At 71.2% G+C, this 23,219-nt stretch carries 18 protein-coding genes and 1 pseudogene; 8 read left to right on the forward strand and 11 right to left on the reverse strand.

What is annotated here, in order from left to right; genetic code table 11:
* Nucleotides 1-40: 40 nt before the first annotated feature.
* Nucleotides 41-1,087 carry a phosphoribosylformylglycinamidine cyclo-ligase gene (gene purM, locus WMF42_RS42780; protein WP_061607787.1) on the reverse strand — a complete coding sequence of 349 codons (1,047 nt, stop codon included), beginning with the start codon at nt 1,085-1,087 and terminating at the stop codon, nt 41-43.
* A gap of 381 nt (nt 1,088-1,468) precedes the next feature.
* Between purM and WMF42_RS42785 the strand changes: the two genes are divergently transcribed.
* On the forward strand, nt 1,469-1,897 hold the full coding sequence (locus tag WMF42_RS42785; protein ID WP_437688958.1) for a (deoxy)nucleoside triphosphate pyrophosphohydrolase: 429 nt from the start codon (nt 1,469-1,471) through the stop codon (nt 1,895-1,897).
* A gap of 329 nt (nt 1,898-2,226) precedes the next feature.
* On the opposite strand, the gene WMF42_RS42790 is transcribed toward WMF42_RS42785, so the two are convergent.
* Nucleotides 2,227-2,610, reverse strand: coding sequence for a hypothetical protein (locus tag WMF42_RS42790; RefSeq protein WP_437688960.1), 384 nt, complete (start codon nt 2,608-2,610; stop codon nt 2,227-2,229).
* 281 nt (nt 2,611-2,891) lie between these two features.
* On the opposite strand from WMF42_RS42790, the gene WMF42_RS42795 reads away from it, so the two are divergent.
* Nucleotides 2,892-4,136, forward strand: coding sequence for a PAS domain-containing protein (locus WMF42_RS42795; protein WP_437688961.1), 1,245 nt, complete (start codon nt 2,892-2,894; stop codon nt 4,134-4,136).
* Here the strand turns inward: WMF42_RS42795 and WMF42_RS42800 are convergent.
* The 6 genes from WMF42_RS42800 to WMF42_RS42825 all read right to left on the reverse strand — a co-directional run bounded on the left by WMF42_RS42800 (nt 4,130) and on the right by WMF42_RS42825 (nt 10,573).
* Complete coding sequence (locus WMF42_RS42800; protein ID WP_437688963.1) at nt 4,130-5,284, reverse strand: SMP-30/gluconolactonase/LRE family protein; 1,155 nt, start codon at nt 5,282-5,284, stop codon at nt 4,130-4,132. The two genes, WMF42_RS42795 and WMF42_RS42800, sit on opposite strands and share 7 nt — an antisense overlap.
* 418 nt (nt 5,285-5,702) lie before the next feature.
* Nucleotides 5,703-6,806 (reverse strand): cytochrome c biogenesis protein/redoxin, encoded by a 1,104-nt coding sequence (locus WMF42_RS42805; protein ID WP_437688965.1) that lies wholly within the window; start codon nt 6,804-6,806, stop codon nt 5,703-5,705.
* Nucleotides 6,807-6,827: 21 nt separating this feature from the next.
* Nucleotides 6,828-7,580: an anti-sigma factor family protein gene (locus tag WMF42_RS42810; protein WP_063815673.1), complete on the reverse strand. Its 753-nt coding sequence runs from the start codon at nt 7,578-7,580 to the stop codon at nt 6,828-6,830.
* Nucleotides 7,520-8,104, reverse strand: coding sequence for an RNA polymerase sigma factor (locus WMF42_RS42815; RefSeq protein ID WP_061605909.1), 585 nt, complete (start codon nt 8,102-8,104; stop codon nt 7,520-7,522). Before WMF42_RS42815 ends, WMF42_RS42810 begins: the two co-directional genes overlap by 61 nt.
* Before the next feature lie 265 nt (nt 8,105-8,369).
* Nucleotides 8,370-9,602, reverse strand: coding sequence for a DUF3237 domain-containing protein (locus tag WMF42_RS42820; protein WP_437688968.1), 1,233 nt, complete (start codon nt 9,600-9,602; stop codon nt 8,370-8,372).
* Nucleotides 9,603-9,850: 248 nt separating this feature from the next.
* Nucleotides 9,851-10,573: a hypothetical protein gene (locus WMF42_RS42825; protein ID WP_081426134.1), complete on the reverse strand. Its 723-nt coding sequence runs from the start codon at nt 10,571-10,573 to the stop codon at nt 9,851-9,853.
* A 1,470-nt stretch (nt 10,574-12,043) separates the two neighbouring features.
* On the opposite strand from WMF42_RS42825, the gene WMF42_RS42830 reads away from it, so the two are divergent.
* The 3 genes from WMF42_RS42830 (at nt 12,044) to WMF42_RS42840 (ending at nt 18,681) form a co-directional block, all read left to right on the forward strand.
* Nucleotides 12,044-13,585, forward strand: a complete 1,542-nt coding sequence (locus WMF42_RS42830) for an RICIN domain-containing protein (protein ID WP_437688970.1) — start codon at nt 12,044-12,046, stop codon at nt 13,583-13,585.
* Between the two features lie 223 nt (nt 13,586-13,808).
* Nucleotides 13,809-15,239: an RICIN domain-containing protein gene (locus WMF42_RS42835; protein ID WP_437688972.1), complete on the forward strand. Its 1,431-nt coding sequence runs from the start codon at nt 13,809-13,811 to the stop codon at nt 15,237-15,239.
* Nucleotides 15,240-15,495: 256 nt separating this feature from the next.
* Nucleotides 15,496-18,681 (forward strand): hypothetical protein, encoded by a 3,186-nt coding sequence (locus tag WMF42_RS42840; protein ID WP_437688974.1) that lies wholly within the window; start codon nt 15,496-15,498, stop codon nt 18,679-18,681.
* A 114-nt stretch (nt 18,682-18,795) separates the two neighbouring features.
* On the opposite strand, the gene WMF42_RS42845 is transcribed toward WMF42_RS42840, so the two are convergent.
* Complete coding sequence (locus WMF42_RS42845; RefSeq protein ID WP_437688976.1) at nt 18,796-19,137, reverse strand: class II aldolase/adducin family protein; 342 nt, start codon at nt 19,135-19,137, stop codon at nt 18,796-18,798.
* Nucleotides 19,138-19,140: 3 nt separating this feature from the next.
* Nucleotides 19,141-20,649, reverse strand: coding sequence for an FAD-dependent oxidoreductase (locus WMF42_RS42850; protein ID WP_437694434.1), 1,509 nt, complete (start codon nt 20,647-20,649; stop codon nt 19,141-19,143).
* 87 nt (nt 20,650-20,736) lie between these two features.
* Here WMF42_RS42850 and WMF42_RS42855 point away from each other — a divergent pair, with 87 nt between their 5' ends.
* Nucleotides 20,737-21,381: a TetR/AcrR family transcriptional regulator gene (locus WMF42_RS42855; protein WP_437688977.1), complete on the forward strand. Its 645-nt coding sequence runs from the start codon at nt 20,737-20,739 to the stop codon at nt 21,379-21,381.
* A gap of 580 nt (nt 21,382-21,961) precedes the next feature.
* Here the strand turns inward: WMF42_RS42855 and WMF42_RS42860 are convergent.
* On the reverse strand, nt 21,962-22,186 hold the full coding sequence (locus WMF42_RS42860; RefSeq protein ID WP_437688979.1) for a hypothetical protein: 225 nt from the start codon (nt 22,184-22,186) through the stop codon (nt 21,962-21,964).
* Here WMF42_RS42860 and WMF42_RS42865 point away from each other — a divergent pair.
* The gene (locus tag WMF42_RS42865; RefSeq protein WP_437688981.1) at nt 22,085-22,561 is read left to right on the forward strand and encodes a hypothetical protein; all 477 of its coding nucleotides are present in this window, start codon (nt 22,085-22,087) and stop codon (nt 22,559-22,561) included. The two genes, WMF42_RS42860 and WMF42_RS42865, sit on opposite strands and share 102 nt — an antisense overlap.
* Nucleotides 22,509-23,153 (forward strand): annotated as a pseudogene (locus WMF42_RS42870) (transposase); the annotation flags it as partial. The gene WMF42_RS42865 and the pseudogene WMF42_RS42870, both read left to right, overlap by 53 nt.
* Nucleotides 23,154-23,219: the final 66 nt, after the last annotated feature.

Consider the following 23,219-nt stretch of genomic DNA (forward strand, 5'->3'; position numbering starts at 1 on the left):
GCCCGGCTCCCCCGGGCCGCGCGCCGCGCTCGCCGGCGCCTCACCCGAACCGGACGCGCTCCTCGAAGGGCACGTCGCCGACCGACACCACCTCGCCGAGCACCCACGCCCGCTCGCCGCTGCCGGCGAGCGCCGCGATGGCCCTGTCCGCGGCGCCCTTCTCCACGACAGCGACAAGCCCGACGCCGAGGTTGAACGTGCGCCGCATCTCGGCCTCCTCGACCGGCCCGCCGCGCTGGATCACCTGGAACACCGCGGGCCGCTGGTACGAGCCGAGGTCGAGCTGCGCGCCCAGCCCGTCCGGCAGCACGCGCGGGAGGTTGCCCGGGAGGCCGCCGCCCGTGATGTGCGACAGCCCCCGGACCGCATCGCCGCACGCCGCGAGCAGCGCCGTGATCGCGCGCGCGTAGATGCGGGTCGGCGTGAGCAGCGCCTCCCCCACGGTCCCGCCGAGCTCGTCCACGCGGTCGCTCATCCCGAGCCCCATCTCCTTCTCGAGCACCCGCCGCGCGAGCGAGTAGCCGTTCGAGTGCAGCCCGCTCGACGCCACGCCGATCACCGCGTCGCCGGCCGCGATCCGCTTGCCGTCGAGGATGCGCGAGCGCTCGACCACGCCCACGGCGAAGCCGGCGAGGTCGTACTCGCCGTCCGCGTACATGCCCGGCAGCTCGGCCGTCTCGCCGCCGATCAGCGCGCAGCCGGCCTGCTTGCAGCCCTCGGCGATGCCGCGCACCACCGCCTCGCCCACGTCGACGTCGAGCTTGCCCGTCGCGAAGTAATCCAGGAAGAACAGCGGCCGCGCGCCGACCGTCAGCACGTCGTTCACGCACATGGCGACGAGATCGATGCCGACCGTGTCGTGGACGCCCGTCGCGAAAGCGACCTTCAGCTTGGTGCCGACCCCGTCGGTGCCGCTGACGAGCACCGGCTCGGACAGCCCGCCCGGCAGCATGCACAGCCCGGCGAACCCGCCCACGTCGGCCAGCACCTCGGGGGTGCGCGTCGGCTTCGCGAGCCGCTTGATGCGCTCGACGAGCGCGTCCCCTGCATCGATATCGACCCCGGCTTCCCGGTATGTGACGCTCATGCGAGGCGCATCCCATACCTCGGCGGCAAAGGGAAGCGGGCTCGCTCCCGGCGGCCGCCGCGCGGCTCGCCGCGCTCGCCGGCCGAGGCGAGCGGCGCGGCGAGCGCGGCGGCCGTCCCGCAGAGGCGCGCTCCGAGACGCGCCGCCGCAGGAAGGTGCAGCGCCGGACGGCCCCCGAGCGCGGCCGCTCCTTGCGCCTCGCGCCGCGGACCGGTCGCCCCCGGCGCGGCGCCCATTGCTCTTGCGGCTCATTCCCTTTCTTGGCGCGACATTATCGCTGGATCTGGCCGCACCCGGCCGGCGGCGATTCTTCGCTGCGGAGGTGTCGAGAGCGGCTCTCCGGCCTTGTCTTCTGCGCCGCGGTCGACATCCTAGGCGCCCATGACCGCCGCGTCCGATCCGTCGCCTCCCCTCGTCCTCGTTGCCGCCGCCGTCGTGATCGAGCGCGGGCGCGTGCTGCTCACGCAGCGCAAGGTGGGCGCCCACCTCGAGGGTGCGTGGGAGTTCCCGGGCGGCAAGGTCGAGGCCGGCGAGGATCCGCGGGACGCCCTCGTCCGCGAGCTGCGCGAGGAGATCGGCGTGGAGGCCCGCGTCGGCGACATCGTGGAGGTGACCTATCACCGCTACCCCGCGAAGCCGGTGCTGCTGCTCTTCTACGAGGCCTCCTTCGCCGAAGGGTCTCCCGCTCCGGCAGCGCTCGACGTCGCCGCCGTGCGCTGGGCCGAGGCGCCCGAGCTCCGGGACGAGCTCTTCCCGCCCGCCGACGTCGCGGTGCTCGCCAAGGTGCGCGCGCGCCTCGCGGGGGGCTAGTTCGGCGGGGCAGTGAAGATGGCCGCCCGGCAATCGTCTGTGTTCCAGGCCGTGACAGGCAGTGCTCTGGGAACACGCCGCAGCGCTGCAATGAAACCGGTCAATGGGGGGATGAGGCGCCGTGTCGCGCGGAGGCGCCAGCGTGCAGCGGAGGCGCGTGCACGCCCGTCGGGCCCATGCCTCCCGAAGGGGTCCGATCCGTCGTCACGCTCTCTCCGAATCCCGGGGAAGCGACGGTTCACGACGGTTCGACCCCGCGGAGCAGTCCCGCCGGAAAAATCGGTCGATGATCTCTCGGCCTGGGGCCGCGCGCTGCGGCTCGGGCGGGCTCAGCCAGCGCCCCTCTCGCGTAGCCCGCGGAGGAGGCGGATCGCGCCATAGATCATCAGTCCCAGGGCGACGATGTATGTCCCCTGGCTGGACCGGACCATGTAAACAAGGCCGGTGAGCCAGAGGCCAGCGAGCAGGAGGGCGGCTCCGATCGCGATGTCTTTCCTGCCGGGCCTCTCCCGCCGGCCCGACGCGGCCTTCGTGCGCTCGGCCGGACCTCGATAAGGATCGCCGGACGTGGGCGCGATGCCCTCGATCGCCTCATGTTCGGAGTCGACCAGCGGTGTCTTGCAGTCGCTGCAGCTCGACACGTGATCCATGAACTCCGCGGGCGCGCCGACGCGCTGCCGGTGCGGGCAGGCGCGATAAGGACAGTACTTCACGACGAGAGCCTATGGGAGCCGGCCGGCCCCCGCAAGCTCAGGCGCTCCCGCGGCGCGGGCCCAACCCCGCGCGGGTGAGCCGCTTCACGCGCTCGCCTCGCGGAGGCGCGCGGCCCGAGCGGCAATGGCGAGACTGCCGCCCTCGCCGAGAGGCCGTGCACGAGGCGCTCAGGCTGGGCTCGTCGGGGGTGTGGGCCCGCTGCCCTCATGGCTCACCCTGCTTCGCTGTGAGCGTGAACTAACGCTCGACGCGCGGCGTACGCGCTTGATAGAACGGTCTCATGACGGGGGATGAGAAGGCGATCGAGGCGGCCGGGGAGGGGATCCGCGCCGCGCACGGGCAGGCGGCGCCGCCAGCGCTCGTCGAGGTCTCTGGCGATCTCCGCGATCCGGTGATCGCCGGATGGAGCGAAGGCGCAGAGCGCCTCTTCGGGTACGCGGCGGAGGAGGTCCTCGGGCAGAGCCTGCTCGGCACGCTGTCCGGCCGCGGCGGCCGGGAGGCCTTCCGGCGCCTCGCCGAGGACGGCAGCGGCGCGACGCATCGCTGCGAGAGCGCGCGGAAGGACGGGAGCGAGGTCGTCGTCGCGTGGGCCCAGCATCCGCTCCGCGACGGGGCCGGGCGGCCGGAGCGCGCGATCTACGTGGGGCGCCACGTCGAGCGTGACGTCGAGCAGGGCACCTCGGCGCGGGCCCCGGCCGAGGCGGAGCCCGGGGTGGCGCAGCAGATCCTCCGGGCCATCCTCGACCATTTGCCGATCGTCGTGGGCAAGTACGATCGCGAGGGGATCTTCACGTTCCATGACGGCAAAGGGACGGAGGCCGCCGGCGTCAAGCCGGGGCAGCTCCTCGGCGCGAACATCCTCGATCTCTACGGTAGCGACATGGAGGCCTCGTGGGGAATGCGCCGCGCGCTCGCAGGGGAAGCCGCGCGAGACGTCTCCGACGTGCAGGGCGCGAGCTGGGAGACATGGTATATCCCGGTGCACGACGCTCACGGGGAGCCCGACGGCGCTATCAGCGTCACCCTGAACGCCTCCGAGGCGAGGCAGAGAGAGATAGAGCTCCGGGCGAAGCTGCAGCTCATCGAGAAGCAGCAGAAGGTCATCCGCGATCTCTCGACGCCCATCATCGAGGTGTGGGACAGGGTGCTGACCCTCCCGATGGTGGGCGTCGTGGACAGCCTGCGGCTCTCCGAGGTGATGGACAACCTGCTCTCGGCGATCGTGAGCAAGGACGCTCGGTATGCGATCCTCGATCTCACCGGCGTCGATGCGGTCGATACGCAGACGGCCCGGCACCTCATCGATATGATCGACGCCATCCGGCTCCTCGGCGCGGAGGGGATCGTCACGGGGATCCGGTCGAACGTCGCCCAGACGATGATCTCGCTCGGGGTCGACCTCTCCGGCGTCACGACGGTGGGCAACCTCCGCGCGGGCCTCAAGCTCTGCATGCGGCGCATGGCGGCGACGGGCGAGGCCGTCACCGCGCCGGTGAAGTGCGACGGCGGGTCACGCCCTCAGTAGGGATGCCCGGGGATGTTCACCGCGATCGAATAGAGCGAGTCGGTCGCCGTGATGTAGAGCGTCTTCCGATCGGCCCCGCCGAACGCGACGTTCGACGCCTTGCTCCCCACCTCGATCGTGCCGAGCCTCGCGCCGTCCGGCGTGAGGACCTCGACGCCGCGGAGCCACCCCACGTAGAGGTTGCCCGCGCAGTCGACGCCCATGCCGTCGGCGTCCTGGAGGTTCGAGGCGAACACGGAGGAGGGGCCGGGCGCGCCGCCGTCGTCCAGCGGATATCGCCGGATCTCGCCGCCGAAATCGCCGGCGTAGAGCGTGCGCCCGTCGGGCGCGATCGCGACGCCGTTCGGCTTGGCCATCGTGCCCACGACGCTCACCTCGCCGGACGGCGAGACGCGGTACACGGCCGTCGGCAGCTCCGGCCGGCCGGTGAGCTGGAAGTCCGGATCCGTGAAATAGACGTTCCCGTCGGCCCGGACGGCGACGTCGTTCGGCGAGTTGAACCGCTTGCCCTGATAGGCCTCGGCCACCGTGCGCCGCGCCTTCGTGCCGAGCTCGAAGACGGAGATGCTGCGCGTATCGTGGGTGCACGCGATCAGGTTCCCGTCCGCGGACAGGCCGAGGCCGTTCGTCGAGCTGTTCTCGACGAACACCTCGAACGCGCCCGGAGGCGTGAACCTGTGGATCCTCGCCCGCGGGCCATTGAGCGGCGGCTGGTTCTGCTGCATGAGGTGAATCTCCGAGAAGAACAGCGCGCCGAGCTCGGCGACCCAGACAGGCCCCTCGACGTAGTCGAACCCGCCGCGCACCCGCTGCGCCCCGCGGTTCGCAGGCAGCGGATCGGCCGCATACGGTCCCCCTGGGCAGATCCCCTGGTCACCGCCGCCGCCGCCGCCGCCGCCGCCGCCCCCGCCGGCCCCGCCGCCCCCGCCGCCCCCGCCGCCGCCGAGCCCGCCTCCGCCGCTCCCGCTGCCCGTGCCCGCGCCATTGCCCCCTGTCCCGCTCGTGGTCGTCGCCCCGCTCGTGCCCGTGCCGCCGCTGCTCACCGTGGCGATCTGGCCTCCGGTGGAGCCGCTCGGATCGAAGCCCCCCTCCGACGAGGATCCGCCAGGATCGCCGCCGTCGCCACAGCCGCCCCCGGCGGCGGACACGATCCCCGATAGCAACAATGAAAATCGAGCTCTCATAAGCAAGCACCTCCGCGCCGAGAGGCGCTCGACATCGCTTACCACATGTCACCAGCCGGCTGCGGCCAAAACCAGGCGCAGGAGCAGGGGGCCTACCCCGAGGAGTTCCCGCGGTTTGCAGCCCTTTTCAGCGGGGAAATCGAACATGGAAGGGGGGATACAAGAAGTGGTTGAAGGTGTCCTTCCCCATCTCTCCGTCTCCCTGTGAATTTTCCGAAGAATTCGAGCGGACGCCGCGGGTGCCCACCGGCTGTATCTCTCTCCGGCGATCGAGGCTCAGTGGCTCATCCGGAGGGTGTCTCCTGCCCGAGCGGGTACGTGGCGCTCCGCGGAGCTCGGGGGGGTCCGGGGGTGACGAGGGAGAGCGCCGGGCCGCGGGCGCTCACAGCGCAGGGGGGCAAGCCTCGCCACGGACGTCGCCGATCAGGCTGGCGAGCCGCTGGCGGGGCAGCTCGCCGACGGCGCGCTCCACCTCCTGCCCGGCGGCGTCGACGCTGAGGAACGTCGGCACGAAGCGCACGCCGTAGTGGGCCGCGAGGGCCTGCCCGCGCGGCTCGTCGACCCGGATCCGCACGACGGTGTCGTCCTCCCTGGTGCAGCGCGCCTCGAGCTCCTTCACGAGCGGCGCCATGCGCTCGCACACCGCGCAATGCGCGCTCTCGAACTCGACCAGCCGGGGCTTTCCCTCGGGCAGCGCGACGTCGCCGTGCTCCACGACGCCCTCGGGGGCCGCGCACGCGCCGGCGGGGCCGCTGTCGCAGGGCGCGCTGGCTGCCACGGCCGCCGTGGGCGCCGGCGAGAGGGCGCCGAGGCGGCCGCTCGCGAACGCGATCCCGAGGACCACGAGCAGCGCCCCCGTCACGCGCTGGAGGACCGGCGTGGCCGGCATCAGGCGACGCGCGAGCTCGACGGCCGCGGGCCCGGCGAAGGCCGCGACGACGAGCGGCGCGGCGAGGCCCGCGGCGTAAGCGCCGAGCTGGACGGCGCCGGTGAGCGGGCTGGCGCCCGCGCTGGCCGCGTAGGTCAGCGTGGCGCCGAGCACCGGGCCGACGCACGGCGTCCACCCTGCCGCGAAGGCGACCCCGAAGAGCATGCCTCCCCAGAAGCCGCCCGCGCCCGGGAGGCGGGAGAGGAGCGGGCGCGCCTCGCGCTCCAGCCACGGCAGGCGCAGCACGCCGAGGAGCTTCGCGCCGAAGAGCGCCACGATCACGCCGGCCGCGACGGTGAGCGCGCGCCGGTGGGGCGAGAGGGCCGCGGCGATCGCCGACGCGCCGGCGCCGAGCGCCACGAGCACGATCGCGAGGCCGAGCGCGAAGCCGATGCCGGCGAGGCGCACGCTGCGCTTGACCGCGGCGCGGTCTGGACCGCCGAGCGCCCCGGCGCCGCCGAGGGCCGAGAGGTACACGGGGAGCATCGGGAGCACGCAGGGCGAAGCGAACGTCAGCAGCCCGGCGCCGAAGAGCGTGATCAATGAGCCGATCGTCATGGGTCCTCGTGATGGGCGAGATCAGGGCCTTCCAAGCGCCGGCGCGAGCGCCGCCACGTCCACCTCGGCGACCGCGAGCACCGGCTGCTCGACGCTCCTCGCGCAGATCGCGTTGCCGAGCGGCCCCCGGGTGCACCCCACGCCGCGCCCGGCCAGCGCGCGCGCGGCCGTCGCGGCGTCGGAGCTGGGCGGCGGCACGAACACCGTGAGCGGCCTGTCCCCGCTCGCGTACATGAGCGCCGCCGTGCGCGTGTCGCCGATCTGGCAGAGGCGCGCCCCGAGCAGCCGGGCGCCGGACACCGCCGGGACGGTGACAGCGTAGCCGAGCTTCCCCTCGAGCCACCCGGCGACGGCGCCCGGATCCGAGGACTCGAAGTCGCACGGGCGCTCGCGCGCGAAGCCGCGCACGTGGTGGCTCACGAGCTCGTCCGCCATCGCCGCGCCCACGCCGCGGCTCGGGCTGCCGATTAGCAACGCGGCGGCCGCCGCGGCCGCGGCGAGGGCGGCCGTGATCGCCCAGCGGCCGCGGCGCCGCGCGCGCGCATGCCGCGCGTCCTGCGCGGCGGCCTCCGCCCGATCGCGCAGGCGCTTCGGGACCTCCCCGTCCGCCTTCGCGACGAGCGCGCGCCGCACGCCGCCGAGCACCTCGGCGGCGCGCCGGCAGGGCCTGCAGACGGCGAGGTGCGCCTCGATCCGCGCCGCGTCCTCGGGCGTCACCTCGTCGTCGTGCCACGCCGAAATGTTCTCGAACCACTCGCGGTTGCACCCTGCCATGACGTCTCCTCGTGCCGTTCGGAGAGGCCCTCGACGAGCGCGAGCCGCGCCCGCGAGAGCCTTGATCGCACAGTGCCCACGGGGCACCCCTGGAGATCGGCGATCTCCTCGTAGGAAAGATCCTCGACCTCGCGCAGAAGCAGCGCCTCGCGCCACTCCGGGGGCAAGCGCGCGAGCGCGCGCTCGACCTCGTCCGCGAAGCCGCGCTCGAGCAGCTCCGCCTCCAGATCGCCCTGCGGCTCCGGCACCGCCTCGGCGCCGCGCCCGCCCTCGATCACCTCGAGGCGCTGCCGCGCGCCCCGCGTCGCGTTGAGCAGCACCGATCGCTCGATGCGGAGCAGCCACGCGCGCATGCGATCCTCGTCGCGCAGGTCGGCGTGCCGCTCGATCGCGCGCACGACGGTCGCCTGCGCCAGATCCTCCGCGTCCTGCTCGGAGCGCGTCAGGCGGCGCGCCGCGCGCAGGAGGCACGGGAGCTCGGCGAGGAGCCTGTCGACGAACGATGCGTGGGGAAACGTGGGCATGGGCTGGAGGGGGGCGGGGGGCCTCAGGCCGCCTCGTTCCCCGGACACTCCCACGACACGGCGAGCCCCGCGAAAAGTTCCTGACCGCGCGCGAACGTGGCGGCGAGGCGATCCGGCCCACCGGGACGGTGGCGGGCGACGCAGGGGGGCGGACGGCAGCCCTTCGGTCCCGTGGGCCGGGTTACAGGGGACGATCGGCCCTCCGCCGCTCCGGCGCGCGGGCGGGGCCACCGCCGCCTCGCGCCGCAGCCGGACAGAGGCTGTTCTACCGGCGTTCGTAGAAGGTGAGGCTCACCCCGCCCGCCGCGCCTCCCGGGTCGGAGCTCACATACTGCTTCGTGTTGAGGATCGCATAGGGGCCGTCCGCGCGCGTCTCGAAGACCGGGATGAGCGCGCCGAACGGTCCACAGTTCCTCACCACGATGACCTCGCCGTCCTTCGAGGCCAGCGCGTACCTGGCGTCCAGCACCGTGCTCGCGCCGATGAGCTGGTAGTCCGCGCCTCCGGGGAGCACCGAGCCCGACAGGCCGCTGAGGAGCATGCCTCCGGTGACGGTGCCCCCGGTGATGGGAATGATGTTGCGCGTGCCGCGCTTGCTGGCGCCGACGGAGATGGAACCACCGAGCGTGACGGTCTCGGTGAACACGCTCGATCCCCTCGCCCCGGTCGCCGTCGAGCACTCCCACGATTGGTTGGGCACGCCCTCGGGATCCTTGAGCTGGATCTTCGGCTCTCCGGCGGCCACGTCGGCGATGTCGTAGATGTCGAGCTGGATCGTGCCCGCCGCGGCGTCGACGACCCGGGTGCCCGCGAACTTCCCTGTGTTGAGCCATGCGAACGAGCTCGACTGCGCGACCTCGAAGTCCGGGACGACCCGGACGACCCCATCGCCGGCGGCGGCGACGCCGCAGCTCCGCAGTAGAATGAGGGAGCCGTCGCTCGCTCTCAGGATGTTGATCTCCTCGAGCTCGACGGATCCGTTCGAGAGCGTGAGCTCGAGGTCCAGGCCGCCCGTGAGGAACGTGGCCTGGATCTTGTCGCCCGTGAGCGTGCCCCCCTTCACGTCGCGGAGGCGGCGGTGCCCGAACTGGGTGTTCCCGACATCGTGGGTCTCGCCGAGCTCGAGCGTCGCCCGAAAGACGGGCTCGCCGAGCGTGGGGAGCGGAATGCCGCCGGGCATACCGCATGTCCACGAGGGGTCGGGGACGATCGTCGCCTCGTCGCCGCCGCCGCTGCTGCCGCCGCCGCCGCCGCCGGTGCCGACGCTCCCGCCCGAGCCGCTGCTGCTGCTGCCGGTCTCCATGGCTCCGCCGGCTCCGGTGCCTCCGCTGCTCGCGCCGCTCACGCCGGCGTCGCCCGTGGTGCCGGTCGTCCCGCCAGGACCGCCCGACACCGCGTCGCCCGAGCCGCTGCTCGGCGTTCCTGTGCCGCCATCCTCGCCTGCCTGGCCACACCCTGCAGCGCAGACGCCAAGGATCCCGATCATCAAGAGTTTCATGGGCAGTCCATCCTCGCGTCACCCGATGCAGGTGACTGCGACGACTTCGTACCCGAGCCCCCGGGCGCGAGGCATAGGCATACTCACCTATGTCTCGATGCGAGACGCCACCGACCCTGGAGGACTGGACGATTCGGGCGAGAGTCGAATTCGGTTGGCGCTGAAATTGTGCCTCTGTCGGCCCACGCGACAGAGTGCGCCGGCACCCGCGCCGCCAGCGCCGCGCGCCGCGCCGCGCAGGCGGCGGCTCAGCTCATCGCGTGCACCGCCTCGATGAACGCCTCACACCTGGCGAGGTCCTTCGTGCGATCCGGCAGCTCGAGCGAGGTGCACGCGTCGACCGCCCAGGGGCTCACCTCGCGGATCGCAGCGACGACGTTCTCGCGATTCAGCCCTCCGGCGAGCATGACGGGGCGTCGTGAGGCCTTGACGATTCGCGCGCAGTGTTGCCAGTCAGCGACCTTCCCCGTGAAGCCGCTGCGCTGTGGCTCCGAGGGATCCAGGCAGGTGTCCAGGATCAGACAACCCGCGAACTCGTCGAGCTGGCTCGCGATCTCATCAGAAGCCAGCACCGCGCTCGATCCGGCTGCGCGCACCGGGACCGACGTCATCAGGGAGGGCTGCGGCGCCAGGCGCGTCGCCAGCTCTCGCAGCGAGCCATCGTACTTCCACTCGGTGGGCGTCAGGAGATAGTCCGATGAGACCATTCGCCCGACCGCCTCGATCTCCGCGATCGTCGACGAGAGGATCAGCAGGCACGTCCCGACCTCCGCTCGCCGCGCTCGTTCCACGATCCGTCGCGATAGATCCAGGGCGTCGTCGGCGCGCGGCTCCACAGCCCAACCCACCAGGTCGACGCCCATGGCGAACAGCGCGTCCATCTCTGCGAGCGACGGACGACGGCAGAAGATCTGAACCTTGACCCGATGCATGACTGGCCTCCTCCTGCTAGCTGGCTGCTCCCGGCGCATCCATCCGACGTTGCGACCTTCAGAGGGCAGCGCCGCACCACGCCTCTTCCCGGCTCGGTCCACCGCGCGCGCCTCGCGCCCGCGCGTTCATCGTGACGGTAAACGTCCGTCATGGCGCGAAGATCAGTGGAGAACGGGTCCTCCCAATCCCCTCGCGGCGCGCCACGAGCTCCCAGCCTTCCCCACGCTCAGGACAGAATGACGACGTGACGCTGTACTGAAACTCACCGGCTCGCGTCCACCAAAATCGACGGATTCACTCGCCTGCAATGGTGTCTATGCCACGGCAAAATTTCAGCGAGCGCGAGACCGCCGGTGGACGTGTCCTGCGGCGCTCCCGTTGCCGCTGCTCGACCGGGCACGGCGCCTCTTGCGGTGTGGGTGACGTCTCCGGCGCCGTACGCTCCCCATCGCCCCGAGGAAACGCCGCTCGTCTGGCATCATGGAGTTTGCTGGCTGTGGCGGGGAGATGCGTCGTTCAGGTGCTGTAGCCGAGCCAGCGATGGCGAGGGAGATCCTCGCGCTACCTGGACTGCCGCCAGAAGCTCCGGACTGCCGAGCGCGCGATCTCGAGGGAGAACGACCTGGTCCGACGGGCCCACGTGCGCAGCGTGAGGCCTCGTGCCTGCGCCGCGAGTCGACCCGGAAAGCGCAGGCCGCGCTGTGCGGACGACGTGTGTTCACAGGCGACATCGTGTGCCACGAGTCAGCTCGTGCCGAGTGGCCCGGGCCCACGCTGATCGTGGAAGCAGGGGCGAGCTGGATGGCGTGCCGCGGTTCAGCTCGCGAGCGCGCTGGCTGGGTGAAATGGTGAATGCCCACGGCAGCGCGTACATCGCTCGTCGAGCGGCGGGCCTGTCGATCCAAGTTGACATCGAACATGTGAACGCTCACAATGGCGACCGGTCGTTACGCTTTTGCTTCGCTCCGGATGGCCCGTCATGCGCGTCCAGGAGACGGTCATGAAGTAGCGATCGAGCATGTCGCTCGCGGCTGGGATCGCGGTCCTGGCCAGTGCTGACCCTGGTTGCGGCAACGAGCCCAGCGGCGGTGGGACCCCCGTGCAGCCGGCAGCGGCGGGAACCCCGGAAGCGACCCGACGTATCCCGCCCAGCAGGAGGCCTCTCCGGGGGCTGCACCATGAACGTCTGGTTGTGCTGTACGGCAACACCAGTGCTCGATGATGAGGGTGGCTCCTGTTATCGCACCTTCATGAGGATCAGGCCCGCTCGCGATGCACAATCGGCTTGACGGACATGCCAGCCCGGAACAGTAAACACGCTTGTCGTGTTGACTGGCGCACGCAGAGCGAAGTTATCCACTCTGCGCGCATCTCGACATTCGTCCGCAGCGGTAATGGCCGGCGCGGGAGCCTTGAGCGCGCAGCGAGCGGCCTCGACCTACGCGAGGGCAGCGCTGAGCGGTGAGAAGATTCCAGTTTTACTTACTTAACGGGACGAGGAGGACAGGATGAGATTGGGGACCAAGCAGAGCTTGCTTGCGGCGGCGACGGGCATCCTCGCCGTGTCGTGCGTCATCGGCCCCGAGGGGTCGTACGACGCCGAGAGCGAGGAGGCAGGCTCGCTCGAGGGCGCCATCACGATCGATACGAACGCTGTCTACACGATCGTCGGCGTCCAGAGTGGAAAATGCGTGCAGGTGGCTGGAGGCAGCACCGCGGATGCGGCGGCCATGCAGATCGCCAGCTGCAACGGCTCGACGCGGCAGCAGTTCCGCATGGAATCGGCAGGCGGCGGCTACTATCGCATCCGCAACGTCAACAGCAACCGTTGCATGGACGTCGCGGGCGCCTCCACCAGCGACGGCGCCGCCATCCAGCAATACTCCTGCTGGACCGGGCAGAACCAGCAGTGGTCGTTCACGGACGTCGCCAGCGGCGTCGTGCGCCTCACCGCGCGCCACAGCGGCAAGTCCCTGGACGTCTACGGCCGCGGCACCGCGGACGGCACCGCCGTGATTCAGTGGGCGTCGAACGGCGGCACCAATCAGCAATTCCGACTCACGCCCGTGGGCTCGGGAACCGGCAGCACCAGCAGCACCAGCAGCACCAGCGGCACCGGCGGTACAGGCGGCACAGGCGGCACCGGCGGCTCCGGTGGCTCCGGCGGCACAGGCGGCACCGGCGGCACCGGCGGCACCGGCGGCTCCGGTGGCGGCGGGGGCGGTACCGGCGGCACGTGCACCGCATCACAACCGACTGGTAGAAACGTGTCGGGGAGCGGCCCTCATCGGGTGGTCGTCGAGACGAACTCGGACCCGGGCATCAACCAGGGCACCATCTTTCGTCCGGCGGATCTCGATGGTGGCGCCAGGTATCCTATATTCGTCTGGGGGGAGGGCGGATGCTCGCGAGACGGGCTCGCGAATCAAGCGGCCATGGCCGAAATTGCCTCGCATGGCTACTTCGTGGTGGCGGACGGGACACCGGTCAACAGCCAGCCCAACCGCGACCTCGGGAGCGGAGGCGACGTGCTGCGTGCCTACGTCGACTGGGTGATCGCCCAGAATGAGAAGCCTTGCAGCGCCTACTACCAGAAAATCGAGACAACGAAGGTCGCCGCGAACGGCTTCTCCTGCGGCGGCTTGATGGCGGCGGGGACCGCTGCAGATCCCAGAATGACGACCTGGGGACACACGAGCAGCGGCTCTTTCTCGGTGAATCAGTCATTCTACAACTCGATCCACACACCCGTGTTGATCGTCACCGGCACCGCGGATAGCCTGGGCGCGAACAAGAACGGCGCGAGAGACTTCGAGAACATCGCCGCCTTGGGTGATATTCCGGTCATGATGTTCGCCAAGGTCGGCGCGGATCACGGGGGCGATCTGTGGGCCAGGAACGGCGGCGAGTTCACCCAGGTCAACCTGGCGTGGCTCAACTGGTGGCTCAAGGGCGACGAGTCGGCCACCGGCAAGGGCGCGCTCGTCGGCCCGAGCTGCCGCTTCTGCACCGACAGAACCTGGCAGGTCTCTTCTGCCAATTTGCCCTAGGGGGGCTCGCTCTCAAACCGCCTTGCTCCGAGGAGCAGGGCGGTTTGACCGACCCTGGTGCACGCAGAGCGAACCACCCCTGCGCGCATCTCGACAAATGGCCGGCGCGGCGGCCCGCTCGGGAGCCTTGAGCGCGCGGCGAGCGACCCCGACCTACGCGAGGGCAGCGCTGAGCAGTGAGAAGAAGGCAGTTTCACTTACTTGACGGGACGAGGAGGACAAGATGAGATTCGGAACCAAGCAGGGTTTGCTTGCGGCGGCGATGGGCATCCTCGCTGTGTCGTGCGTCATCGGCCCCGAGGGGGCGTACGACGCCGAGAGCGAGGAGGCAGGCTCGCTCGAGGGCGCCATCACGATCGATACGAACGCTGTCTACACGATCGTCGGCGTCCAGAGTGGAAAATGCGTGCAGGTGGCTGGAGGCAGCACCGCGGATGCAGCGGCCATGCAGATCGCCAGCTGCAACGGCTCGACGCGGCAGCAGTTCCGCATGGAATCGGCAGGCGGCGGCTACTATCGCATCCGGAACGTCAACAGCAACCGTTGCATGGACGTCGCGGGCGCCTCCACCAGCGACGGCGCCACCATCCAGCAATACTCCTGCTGGACCGGGCAAAACCAGCAGTGGTCGTTCACGGACGTCGCCAGCGGCGTCGTGCGCCTCACCGCGCGCCACAGCGGCAAGTCCCTGGACGTCTACGGCCGCGGCACCGCGGACGGCACCGCCGTGATTCAGTGGGCGTCGAACGGCGGCACCAATCAGCAATTCCGACTCACGCCCGTGGGCTCGGGCACCAGCAGCACCAGCAGCACCAGCAGCACCAGCAGCACCAGCGGCACCGGCGGCACCAGCAGCACCAGCGGCACCGGCGGCTCCGGCGGCTCCGGGGGCGGCGGCGGCTCCGGGGGCGGCGGCAGCTCCGGCGGCACGCGCAGCGCCGGCTGCGGCATTCCCACCTCCCTCACCAGCGGTAACCGCACCATCAACGTCAACGGCACAACGCGCCAGTACGTGCTCGACATTCCGGCGAACTACGATCCGAACAGGGCGTATCGGCTGGTGTTCGGCTGGCACTGGCGCGGCGGATCGGCCAACGACGTCGTGAACAACGGGTACTATGGGCTCAAGGCGCTGGCGAACGGCAGCGCCATCTTCGTCTCGCCGAACGGCATCGACAACGGCTGGGCCAACTCGGGCGGGCGCGACGTCGCCTTCGCCCGCGCCATGGTCGACGCGCTCGAAGCCAACCTGTGCGTCGACACGAGCCGCGTCTTCTCGACCGGGTGGAGCTTCGGGGGGATGATGTCGAACGCGCTCGGCTGTGACATGCCCGACGTCTTCCGGGCCATCGCGCCGATGTCCGGCGCCCTCTACAGCGGCTGCAACCAGTCCAACACCCAGCCCGTCGCCGTCTGGATGTCGCACGGCCTGTCCGACAGCGTCGTCCCCGTCTCGGCCGGAAGGGCGGCGCTCGACGTCTTCGTGCGCAAGAACGGCTGCAGCAACGAGACGAGCCCCGTGGGCCCCAGCTCGTGCGTCGCCTATCAAGGGTGCCGGGAGGGATACCCGGTGCACCGCTGCGAGTTTGCCGGTGACCACCAGACGCCCAGCTTCGCGAGCTCGGCCATCTGGAGCTTCTTCTCGCAGTTCTGACCTCGCGCCCCGCCGGCGCGGCGGCTCGAGCAGCGGGAGACGCGCCCGCTCGAGCCGCCGCGTTGCCTCGCCCCGCCGTTGGCTAACGGGCGGAGGTGGAGGTTGCACACCGGGCAGCCGGCGAAGCGGCGAAGCTGGAGGTGAAGGCGGCCCTCCGACGGAATCCGGAGCCGCCCGTGACCCAGCGAATGCGACGGGACGGCCACGGTCCGATCCCCTGCGCATCTCCATGAGCAGGATCGTGCTCGGAGGACACATGAGCAGCCGGATCTATCTATGGTGCGACGGCTGCCGATCCCCCGGCTCCTGCGCCACAGCGTCCGGCTATCGCGGCGGGCCGCGATGGAGCTGTTCAACCCTGCCATGGAGTTTCTCTGTGAGTATGCGCCAAATACACCTGTTCTCGTCGATTTGCATCGCATGGACTCTCCTCGCAGCCGGCTGCGTCGACATGGGCGAGCGCGTCGACACGACCGAGAGCGTCGACAGGACCGAGAGCGTCGACACGACCGAGATCGCGGTGGGCGACGCGCCCTTTCTGTCGGGCGATCGCGTCCTCGAGCAGGTGGTCGCGCAGCTCGGGCAGAACCCCTCATCGACTGTCCGCCTCGCGCTCGATCGCGCGGTCGACCAGGTCGGCGGCTTCAGCGTCGAGCCGTACCCTTCGGGCGACTGCCGCGACGAGCCGGAGCGGCTGTACTGGAACGGTGAAGCCGCACACCTCGCGCGCCTCGGCGTGGTCGCCGTCGCCGACCTGCTCGCGCTCGAGGCGGTCACCGAGGGACCGCTCGCGACCGACCTGCTGCGAAGCGCGCCCGTGCGCCCGGGCGATCTCGCGCGCGTCTTCCGCATCCTCGCGAGCACGGAGAGCCCGGCGCTCCTGTTCGAGGCGGCCGCGTCGCTCTCGAACAACCCCGGAATCACGGAAGGCGAGCGTCGCGCGCTCGTCGCGTTCGTCGCCGATCTCCTCCAGACCAAGCGCTTCCGCTGCGCGGCCGGAGCGCTGCGCACGCCGGACCTCGAGCATCCGCCGAGCGTCGACGAGCTGCTCGTGACGCTGCGGGCGTCGGCCTCGCGCTCGGTCCGCGAGTCGGCCGCCGCGTGGTACGGGAGCGCCGGCACCTTGAGCGCGGCGCAGGCCGACGCCATCCTCGCCGATCCGAGCTACCGCGTACGTCGCGCGACGGGACGGCTGTTCTGGAGAGGCTCGGACGTCGGCCCCGCACGGCAGCGGGAGCTCACGCAGGGGTTCGCCTCCGCCGCTGCGCTGAGCGAGATGCGCGCGGACACGCTCCGCGAGGACTACGGCGTCCGCGAGGAGGAGAGCGGAAGCTGGTCGAGCCTGCCCTCCGGGATCGCCGCGCGCCAGGCGGAGGCGCGCGGGCAGTTCCTCGGCGAGGCGCTCGCGTCCGCGCCTCCGGACGTGGACATTTCCGGGCTCCTCGCGGAGGTCGCGGAGACGGTCGGCGTGACGGACCTGATCGAGGACGCGATCACGGCCATCGGACGCTCCACCGCGCTCTCTGCGGCGGCGCGGCAGAGCGCGCTGCTGTCCTTGTACCACGCCGCCGATACGGCGAGCTGGCGCGACGTCAATCCCCGTCCGCGCGGCGCGCTGTTCAAGGCGCTCGTGCCGCTCCTCGCCGACGGCGCGGCCTCGGACGCGGACGTCGCCGCGAGGCTCGAGCAGGCCCTCGCGTGGCAGCGCAGGCAAACCAACGACTGGCCGGCGCTCCGGGCCGGGCTCGTGAGCGGGTCGCGCGCCGAGCGCATCGACGCGTTGGTGAAGCTCGCGGACAGGGCGCTCGACGAGGTCAACTCGGGGCTCGCGGCGGGGCTCATCGGGCTCACCGACGTCAGCGCAGCGCAGAAGGCGCAGCTCCTGAACGACGTCACGCCGTCGCTCGCCGGCTGGCTCGTCCCCGTGGCGGCGCTCGAGGCCGCGATGGATCCCCGCGCCGTGCTCGCGCGCATCGCGGCGCTCGCGCAGGCGCAGCGCATGCGCCTTGGCGCGGACATGCTGCAAGCGTACGGCCGCGCCGCCGCGAGCCTCGACCTGAGCGGCGCGGAGCTGGCGCAGGCGGTGACGCGCTACGCCGGAGCGGTCGACGGGTACTGGGCGCGCCAGGTGCCGGCGGAGATCGCCGGGCTCCTCGCGGTGCTCGACGACGCGCGCGTGAGCGACGACGAGCGCGCGCAGGCATGGCAGGAGATCCTCGCGCCCGTGGGCGCGGCGCCCCGCTGGTTCCTGCTCATCGCCGCGCCGAGCGGCGGGCCGAGCATGAACGCGATCGCCGCGATCGTGCGCCCGCGCGTCGTCGTCGGCGCGAGCACGTGCTGGAACGGCCACGCCGACCCGGCGACGACGCGCGACGCGCTCAGCTTCATGCTTCTGCCCTACATCATCGAGCCGGCCACCCTGGAGCTCGATCCGCACGTCGTCGTCGCGCAGCGCGCGGCCGCGGTGCGCGCGGCCTCGCAGAACACAGAGGAGCTGCCGGACGGCGCCGACCCGGCGGCGGTCTTCGCCCTGCGGCCCGCGTGGAGGAGCGCCTACATCGCCGCGGCCGACCCCGTTCGCGCGGCGTGGGAGAAGCCCGCGGCGGAGCTCGCGCCGGAGGTCCTCGGCATCACGGACAGCGAGGCGACGCTGTACAACGCCGCGCACCGCCTCGCGTTCGCGCGCGACCTGCGCAGCTTGCCGCGCGAGCAGATCGACGCCGTCCACGCGCACCTCGCGCAGCACGGGACCACGGCGCGCGCGCGCGATCAGTACGCCTTCGCGCTCGAGGCGATGTACGGTACGTCGTACGACGCGCTCGCCACCCGCTTCCGCGACGCGGTCGATCTGCGGTGGGATCTCGGCGACGCCGCGCGCGCGCGCGGCGAGGAGGCGGCGCTCGAGGCGATCCTCGGCGCGGCGGGGCACGACTTCGGGATGCTCGACTCGGCGCTCGCGCTGTCGTCGCAGGTCGTCGCCGGCGCTCGGGTGTCGAGCTCGTTCCGCCAAGGGATGCTCGAGTTTGGGCTCGAGGCCGAGCGCTTCTGGGGGACGCTCGGGCTCTGGGCCGCAGGTCCGATCATCGAGGCGCGCACCACCGAGCCCGATCTGTCGTTCATCGCGCGCGCTGATGCGGTCCATGTCTTCGGGCTCGGCAGCGCCAGCGGCAACCGCGAGTTCATCGCGAAGAGCTCGACCTTCGGCTCGATCACGCGCGATCCGCGCATGCCGCCCGCCGCGGCGCTGCAGATCGCGTGGAATCGCCTCGCGCTCGGCCGCTTCGACCTGCGCCGCGGCCTCTCGTACATCGGCTCGGAACGCGTGTCGCCCGAGACGATCACGTCCACGGTCGACGCGGTGCTCGGCATCCGGGCGCGCGACGACGTGGATCCGGAGGAGAAGAAGGCGCTGGGGCGCGCGCTGCTGAGCGTCCTCCAGTAGGCTCTGGCGTTCGATCGTCGAGCCGGCCGGCGCCCGGCGCGCCTTCAGGGCGACGCGCGATCGGCCGGCGGCGAGGCGAACACGCCCACGTCGCGATGCGTTCCTCCCGCAGGCCTAGGCGTCGCCCAGCTTCCCCTTCCAGAACTCCCAGGACCTGTTCAGGACGCGGCGATGCAGCGAGTCCGCCTGGGTGGCTTCCTCAGGCGCCAGATACGTCGGATCTCCCAGCAGCATCGCAATCGGCTGTAGCTGGGCGTTGATCGTCGCGTAGGTGGCCCTGAAGACAGCCTCTTGAAGGGAACTCCCTACCAGGGTCGCGCCATGGCCTCGCATCAAGACCATGGCGGCCGTCCCGAGCGCGTCCGCGAGCGAGCTCCCGAGTGCGGGGCTCGTTCCCGCTCGTTCCCATCGGACGTGCGCTTCTCTGTCGCACCCGTCGCAGACCCGCCGTCGCAACGCTCAGCGGAACGCGGCGAGATGGTCCGAGACTGCCGAGGCGTCGCCGGCGTCGGAGATCAGGGCGATGTAGCCGTCGGGACGGATGAGCACGAGGGTGCGCTCCGTCGCGCCGTAGGCGTGGGCGAGATGGCCAGCGGGGTCGGCGACGTCGTCGGGGCCCGCCGGCTGTCCGACGACATGGAGCGTCCTCAGGTCGGAGGCCGAGGCGCCGATCGCAGGCGCGGGCCCGAAGCTCAGCAACGTGAAGCGCCCGCCGCGCGTCAGCTCGAACAGCCGGCGTTCACCTTGCACCGTGGTCAGCTTCGTCGCATCGGGGGCGCGGTCGCCGGCGCGGAGCAGGGCCGTCTCGTCGCGGTCGTCGCGCACCAGGGAAGAGCCGCGGTAGTGGATGGCGAGCTGGGTGATGCTCGCATCGCGGCGGGTGGCGACGTCGCTCCGCTCGAGCACCTGCTGGAGGCGCGTGTTCGAGAGCGCGAGCACGCCGGCTGCGATCGGTCGCCGCTCGGCCTCATAGCTGTCGAGCAATGCCGGCGAGGCGCCCTTCGCGACCGCCGCCAGCTTCCAGCCGAGGTTGTGCGCGTCCTGGATGCCTGTGTTCATTCCCTGGCCGCCGGCGGGCGCGTGGATGTGCGCCGCGTCGCCGGCGAGGAACACGCGACCCTCGCGATATCTGTCGACGAGGCGGACGTTCGCGCGCCACAGCGACGACCACGTCGGCTCGTGGAGCCGGAGGTCGGTGCGGCCGCTCCGCCGCTCGAGGAGCGCCCGCATGTTGGCGAGGCTGAGCTCGGGGTCCTGTCGCGGCGCGACGACGGCCCCCAATTGGAAGACGTCGGTCGAGGGCAGCGGGCAGAGGCTGAGGGCGCCCTCCTCATGCCACCAGATGCGCCAGGCGTCGCGGTCGAGGCCGTCGACGTCGACGTCGGCGACGATCATCCGCACTTCCTCGCGGGTCTCGCCCTCGAACGCGATGCCGGCCTGCTTGCGGACGATGCTGTGGCCGCCGTCGCAGCCGACCAGCCAGCGCGCGGCGACCGTCTCCGTCGCGCCGCCTTTGACGACGACCGCCGACACGCCTTCGTCGGACTGCTCGAAGCTCGCGAGCGCAGCACCGAATTCGACCGCGCCGCCGAGCTCCGCCAGCCGCAGCCGCAGCGCTTCCTCGGTGCGCCACTGGGGCGTGATCAGGCTCGCCGGATAGGGGATGTCGGAGCGACCCTTCAACGTCTCGGGGATGGCGCCGCCCAGCGTCACCCGGCCGTCGGGAGCCGTGGAAAGCATCGGCATCGCCATCCGGCCGTGGGCGAGCACGCGATCAACGATGCCGAGATCGTCGAAGACCTCGAGCGTGCGCGGCTGGATGCCCTTGCCGCGCGAGCCGGGCCGCGGGCCGGGGGCGGCCTCGATCAGGCGGAAGGACACGCCGCTGCGGGCGAGCTCGCAGGCCAGCGTCAGCCCGGTCGGGCCGGCGCCGACGATCAGCGCTGCGCACATCTCGGGATCCGTCATCGTCCATCTCCGGTTGAAGAGAGCGATGGATCTCTTATCATCCGCGGCGTTGATAAGAAATGAAAACTTCTCTAAAGGGTCAGGCCCATGACGACAGGAACGCAAAGGCAAGTCCGCCGCAGGCGGCGCGGCCAGCAGCTCGAGGCCGATCTGCTCGACGCGACCTGGGAGGAGCTGGTCCAGGTCGGCTTCGCGAACCTGACCATGGAATCGGTCGCCGCACGCGCTCGCACGGGGATCGCGGTCCTGTACCGTCGTTGGGCGAACAAGGACGAGCTGGTGTTCGCCGCCATCCAGCACCGCCGAGACGCCAACCCGGTCGCGGTCCCCGACACCGGCGCCCTGCGCAGCGACCTGCTCGCCCACCTGACGGCCCTGAGCGACGCCCTTGCCGGCTTCTTCGCCATCGCCGCGGCCGCCGCCTTCTCGGGGTTGCTGGCCGGCACCGGCCTGACCCCCTCGCAGATGCGCGCCAAGGTCATGGACACCCAGAAGCCGCGTGTCCGCATCCTCTACCAGCGCGCCCACGACCGCGGTGAGGTCAACCTCGAGCGCATTCCCTCCGCCGTGCTCGCCCTGCCGTACGACCTCGTGCGACACGACCTGCTCATGGATCTCAAGCCGCTGAAGCCCGCACGCATCCAGTCCATCGTGGACGAGCTCTTCCTGCCCCTCGTACAGAGCTTTGGAGCGCGCGAAGGCGATGCAGCACGTCGCGTTCGGCGTCGATGACGTACCGGTGGACTGGTCCCGGAGGGCACCCCGTTGGGCCACACCGGAGCGGCCTTCGCCGGCGAAACAGGCGGAAGCTATGAAAATCGCTACGGGTCCCGGCCGCCGCTCGTCATCGACCGGTTTCTCTGGCGGGACTGTTCGGCGGGGGCCAACCGGTGCGCTCCGTCGCATCCCCGGGGATTTCGGGAGGGCCTGACGACGGATCGCACCCCCTCGGACGGCATGGACCCAACCCGGGCCCAGCGGCCAAGCCCCGGGCTTGGGGAGCTCGCCGTGACCGATCCGTCGCATCGGGCTGCGGTGGTCGCCTCGCTCGCCAGCACCCTATGCCGCGCCGTCGCCCTCGGGGTGCATGGCGACGCCCTGGCGGAACTGCGGACGCCGCGGGGAGCGGTGGGAAAACGAGCGGCGAAGAGGCTCCTGCATGCTGGCACGGAGGCGGCACGCGCACCATGCGCCTCGACGCCAGAGAGCGCAGATTCAAGCACGTGCCTGGCACGCTGCTCATCCATGGTCTCGATGAGAGGCATGACCATCACCTGCTCGGTGATCGGGATCATCGGCGTGGACAGCTCCGCTAGCCGGGCGGTTCTACGAAGAGCGCGCCGCGCGCCGAGGCGCGTGTGGCGCGGTTAAGAGCGGCGCGGTGACCGCCGTGCAACGCACGTCCGGCGACATGCGGCTCAATCCGCATCTGCACATGGTCTTCCTCGACGGGGCTTATCACGAAGACGGCACCGAGCTCGTGTGGAACGAGCTCGGTCACTTGCGAACGCGTGAGGTCGGTCAGGTCCTGGAGCACGCCGTCGGGCGGATGCTCCGTTACCTGCGGCGGCACGGGCATCTCGAGATCGAGCACGACGTCGAGGCGGACGACGAGCCCGAGGCAGCGCTCTGTGCCTCCGCCGTCTCGGGACGAGAGCCGCGCCACACGTCGTCGCCCCGCAATGGCTCCGCGGGCTCTCGCCGTCCTCTCCGAGCGCGCTCGCGTACGACAAGCCGCTGTGCGCTGCGCTCGATGGCTTCACCTTGCACGCAGCGACGCGCGCCGGTGCGCACCATGCCGCGGCGAGGGAGGCGCTGCTGCGTTACGTGTTGCGACCCCCGATGCAAAGGAGCGCGTCGAGCCGCAGCAGGACGGCCTGGTGCGGCTCTCGCTCAAGCGCGCCTTCGCTGACGGGACTGTCGCGGTGGACATGGAGCCGCTCTCGCTGTTGTGCCGCCTCGCGGCCAGCGTCCCGCCCCCGCGCTTTCACACCGTCAAGTACGCGGGCGTGCTCGCGTCGGCGAGTCGCCCACGTTGGCGCGCAAGCGCATCGGACCGCGCCCTGCGAAGCCAGAAGAGCCTACGAAGGCGGACGATGACGCCGCTCCGAAACGCAAGCGTGGCGGCTATCGGGCGGTCGACAAACCGCGCCGAGCTCTTGCGCCGCACATGTGCGATCGATGTCCTCGAGTGCCCAGCTTGCAAGGGGCGGATGAAGCTCATCGCCATGGTGACCGAGCCAAGGAACATCGCCCGCTTCCTCTCCGCGCTCGGCGAGCCGACCGATGTTCCAGCACGCGCTCCCAGCGTCCACGCGGCGGCCACCGTACTGGAAAAGCACCGTTGTGCGCCGCAAGGCGGCGAGTTCCAGATCAGGAACAAGGAGTCCGGCAAGCTGATCGGGGTACGCCAGGGCTCCACGGACGACGCCGCCCCGGTGGAGCAGCGGGGGAGCGCGACGGCGAGGAGATGCGGTGGCAGGTCGTCCCGCCGACTGAGGTGATCCGCCGGGGCGCCGCGGTCGCGGCGCGCTCGTGCTGTCGTTTGCCGCCGGCGGACCAAGGTCGTA

The organism is Sorangium sp. So ce176 (assembly GCF_051519835.1).
In the GTDB taxonomy this organism is placed as follows: Bacteria; Myxococcota_A; Polyangia; order Polyangiales; family Polyangiaceae; genus Sorangium; species Sorangium cellulosum_G.

What these genes read in the sequence shown, in the direction of transcription:
- purM (WP_061607787.1), bottom strand. Translation starts at nt 1,087, where the DNA reads ATGAGCGTCACATACCGGGAAGCCGGGGTCGATATCGATGCAGGGGAC.
- WMF42_RS42785 (WP_437688958.1), top strand. Translation starts at nt 1,469, where the DNA reads ATGACCGCCGCGTCCGATCCGTCGCCTCCCCTCGTCCTCGTTGCCGCC.
- WMF42_RS42795 (WP_437688961.1), top strand. Translation starts at nt 2,892, where the DNA reads ATGACGGGGGATGAGAAGGCGATCGAGGCGGCCGGGGAGGGGATCCGC.
- WMF42_RS42805 (WP_437688965.1), bottom strand. Translation starts at nt 6,806, where the DNA reads ATGACGATCGGCTCATTGATCACGCTCTTCGGCGCCGGGCTGCTGACG.
- WMF42_RS42810 (WP_063815673.1), bottom strand. Translation starts at nt 7,580, where the DNA reads ATGGCAGGGTGCAACCGCGAGTGGTTCGAGAACATTTCGGCGTGGCAC.
- WMF42_RS42815 (WP_061605909.1), bottom strand. Translation starts at nt 8,104, where the DNA reads ATGCCCACGTTTCCCCACGCATCGTTCGTCGACAGGCTCCTCGCCGAG.
- WMF42_RS42820 (WP_437688968.1), bottom strand. Translation starts at nt 9,602, where the DNA reads ATGAAACTCTTGATGATCGGGATCCTTGGCGTCTGCGCTGCAGGGTGT.
- WMF42_RS42825 (WP_081426134.1), bottom strand. Translation starts at nt 10,573, where the DNA reads ATGCGCCGGGAGCAGCCAGCTAGCAGGAGGAGGCCAGTCATGCATCGG.
- WMF42_RS42830 (WP_437688970.1), top strand. Translation starts at nt 12,044, where the DNA reads ATGAGATTGGGGACCAAGCAGAGCTTGCTTGCGGCGGCGACGGGCATC.
- WMF42_RS42835 (WP_437688972.1), top strand. Translation starts at nt 13,809, where the DNA reads ATGAGATTCGGAACCAAGCAGGGTTTGCTTGCGGCGGCGATGGGCATC.
- WMF42_RS42840 (WP_437688974.1), top strand. Translation starts at nt 15,496, where the DNA reads ATGAGCAGCCGGATCTATCTATGGTGCGACGGCTGCCGATCCCCCGGC.
- WMF42_RS42850 (WP_437694434.1), bottom strand. Translation starts at nt 20,649, where the DNA reads ATGACGGATCCCGAGATGTGCGCAGCGCTGATCGTCGGCGCCGGCCCG.
- WMF42_RS42855 (WP_437688977.1), top strand. Translation starts at nt 20,737, where the DNA reads ATGACGACAGGAACGCAAAGGCAAGTCCGCCGCAGGCGGCGCGGCCAG.
- WMF42_RS42865 (WP_437688981.1), top strand. Translation starts at nt 22,085, where the DNA reads ATGGTCTTCCTCGACGGGGCTTATCACGAAGACGGCACCGAGCTCGTG.